Origin of the sequence: Mycobacterium sp. (genome assembly GCF_049673265.1) — a bacterium.
GTDB lineage: Bacteria > Actinomycetota > Actinomycetes > Mycobacteriales > Mycobacteriaceae > Mycobacterium.
The window spans coordinates 1-2,889 of record NZ_JBATXN010000328.1; the positions used below are offsets into that span (position 1 = coordinate 1).

Annotated in this window: 3 protein-coding genes; all 3 read left to right on the forward strand. The window is 67.4% G+C overall.

Annotated features, from left to right (window positions below; translation table 11 throughout):
- The coding region (locus tag WBF82_RS11565; protein ID WP_424383171.1) for a biotin/lipoyl-containing protein at positions 1 to 1,113 on the forward strand (1,113 nt) is incomplete at its 5' end.
- Between the two features lie 6 nt (positions 1,114 to 1,119).
- A complete protein-coding gene (locus WBF82_RS11570) occupies positions 1,120 to 2,286 on the forward strand; it encodes an acyl-CoA dehydrogenase family protein (RefSeq protein WP_424383172.1) in 1,167 nt (388 codons plus the stop codon).
- Positions 2,286 to 2,889, forward strand: a 604-nt coding sequence (locus WBF82_RS11575) for an enoyl-CoA hydratase family protein (protein WP_424383173.1), incomplete at its 3' end; no start/stop codon positions are given. The genes WBF82_RS11570 and WBF82_RS11575, both read left to right, overlap by 1 nt.

The window sequence follows — 2,889 nt, forward strand, 5'->3', positions numbered from 1 at the left end:
ACCGAGGAGACCACCGGGCTCGATCTGGTCGAGCTGCAACTCGCGGTCGCCGACGGCGGCCGCCTCGACGCCGAACCCCCTGCCGCTGTGGGCCATTCGATCGAAGCCCGGCTCTACGCCGAAGATCCCGCCCGAGGATGGCAGCCGCAGGCAGGCGTGGTGCACACCTTCGACGTGCCGGCCGTTCGTTCCGAGTTCTCGTCGCTGGACCGGCGGACCGGCATTCGGCTGGACGCGGGAATCATGGACGGGTTCGCGGTGTCGATCCATTACGACCCGATGCTGGCCAAGGTCATCTCGTATGCTCCCACGCGGCGACAGGCCGCGCTGGTGCTCGCCGACGCCCTGGCCCGAACCCACCTGCACGGCTTGCGCACCAACCGCGAGCTGCTGGTCAATGTGCTGCGGCATCCGGCATTCCTCGACGGCGCCACCGACACAGCCTTTTTCGACAGACACGGCCTGGCAGAGTTGTCGGCTGCGCTGGCTGACGAAGCGACCATCCGGCTCTCGGCGATCGCGGCGGCGCTTGCCGACGCCGCACACAATCGCGCCACCGCCACCGTCCTCGGCTCGATCCCCAGCGGTTGGCGCAACCTTGCCTCGGGATACCAGGTCAAGATGTACCGCGACGACGCCGACACCGAGCACTCAGTCGAATACCGCTTCGCCAGAACAGGACTGATCCTGGCTGATCAGGAAGCGGCGCAGCTGGTTTCGGCCACGCAGGACGACGTCGTGTTGGCCGACAGCAACGGCGTCGCCTGCAGTTTCGCCGTCGCGCGCTACGGACAGGACGTCTACGTCGACTCGGCACGCGGGCCCGTGCACTTCGTTGCGCTGCCACGCTTCCCCGAGCCGGGCTCGGCCGTCGAAAAGGGCTCCCTGGTCGCACCCATGCCCGGCAACGTCATCAGGCTGGGCGCCGACGTCGGCGACACCGTCACTGCCGGCCAGCCGCTGATCTGGCTGGAGGCAATGAAAATGGAGCACACCGTCACCGCACCGACCGATGGCGTGCTCGCCGAGCTCAACGTGGCAACCGGCCAGCAAGTCGAAGTGGGCGCCGTTCTGGCAAGGGTGGAGTCGCCCGAAAATGCAGAAGGAGACTAGAGCATCGTGACCGACACAAGTTTCATTGAGAGCGAAGAGCGCCAGGCGCTGCGCAAGTCCGTCGCCGCATGGGCGTCCAGTTACGGCAGCGAGTACTACCTGAAGAAGGCCCGAACACACGAGCACACTGACGAATTGTGGTCTGAGGCAGGCAAACTCGGATTCCTCGGCGTGAACCTACCCGAAGAGTACGGCGGCGGCGGCGCCGGGATGTATGAGCTGTCGCTGGTGATGGAGGAGATGGCCGCCGCGGGCAGTGCGCTGCTTCTCATGGTGGTGTCGCCGGCCATCAACGGCACAATCATCAGCAAGTTCGGCACCGACGAGCAAAAGAAGCGCTGGATTCCCGGCATCGCCGATGGCTCGCTGACCATGGCATTCGCGATCACCGAGCCCGACGCCGGCTCGAACTCGCACAAGATCACCACCACCGCTCGCCGTGACGGTAGCGACTGGATCCTCAAGGGCCAGAAGGTTTTTATCTCCGGCATCGACCAGGCGCAGGCCGTGCTGGTCGTCGCCCGCAGCGAGGAAGCCAAGACCGGCAAGCTCCGTCCGGCGCTGTTCGTGGTGCCCACCGATGCTCCCGGCTTTACCTACACGCCAATCGAAATGGAGCTGATCAGCCCGGAGCGACAGTTCCAGGTCTTCCTCGACGACGTCCGGCTGCCCGCCGACGCGCTGGTCGGAGCCGAAGACGCTGCGATCGCACAGCTTTTCGCCGGGCTGAACCCCGAGCGCATCATGGGCGCGGCCAGCTCGGTCGGCATGGGACGGTTCGCGCTCGACCGGGCCGCGGAGTACGTCAAAACCCGCCAGGTGTGGGGAACGCCTATCGGCACCCACCAAGGCCTGTCCCACCCGTTGGCGCAGTGCCACATCGAGGTTCAACTCGCCAAGCTGATGATGCAAAAGGCCGCGACGCTTTATGACAGCGGCGACGACGCCGGCGCGGCCGAGGCCGCCAACATGGCCAAATACGCTGCCGCCGAAGCGGCGACGCGCTCGGTGGACCAGGCCGTGCAGTCCATGGGCGGCAACGGCCTGACCAAGGAGTACGGTGTTGCCGCCATGCTCACGTCGGCCCGGCTGGGTCGCATCGCACCGGTCAGCCGGGAGATGGTGCTCAACTTCGTGGCGCAGACGTCGCTGGGCCTGCCCCGGTCCTACTGATGGACAGGCTGGTCGAATACACCGTTGACGGTCACGTTGCGCGCCTGACACTGAACTCCCCGCACAACCGCAACGCGCTTTCGGCGACCCTGGTCGGCCAGCTGCACCAGGGATTGCGCGACGCCGCCGCCGATCCCGCAGTGCGGGCGGTGGTGCTGGGCCACACCGGCAACACCTTCTGCGCCGGGGCCGACCTGTCGGAAGGCTCCGCAACAAAATCCACCAAGGGCGCGGATCCGTTCGAGGCCGCCGCCGAGCGGGCCAGGGAGATGGCCACGCTGCTACGCGCGATCGTCGAGTCGCCGCTGCCGGTGATCGTCGCCGTCGACGGCCACGTCCGTGCCGGCGGCATGGGCCTGGTCGGCGCATGCGATATCGCCGTCGCGGGTCCGCGCAGCACCTTCGCGTTGACCGAGGCCCGGATCGGGGTCGCGCCCGCGATCATCTCGCTGACGCTGCTGCCGAAAATGTCCGCCCGCGCCGCCGCCCGCTACTACCTGACCGGCGAGACGTTCGACGCCGCCACCGCCGCCTCGATCGGGCTGATCACGACGGCCACCGACGACGTCGACGCCGCGGTCGCGTCGCTAGTCGCCGACATCG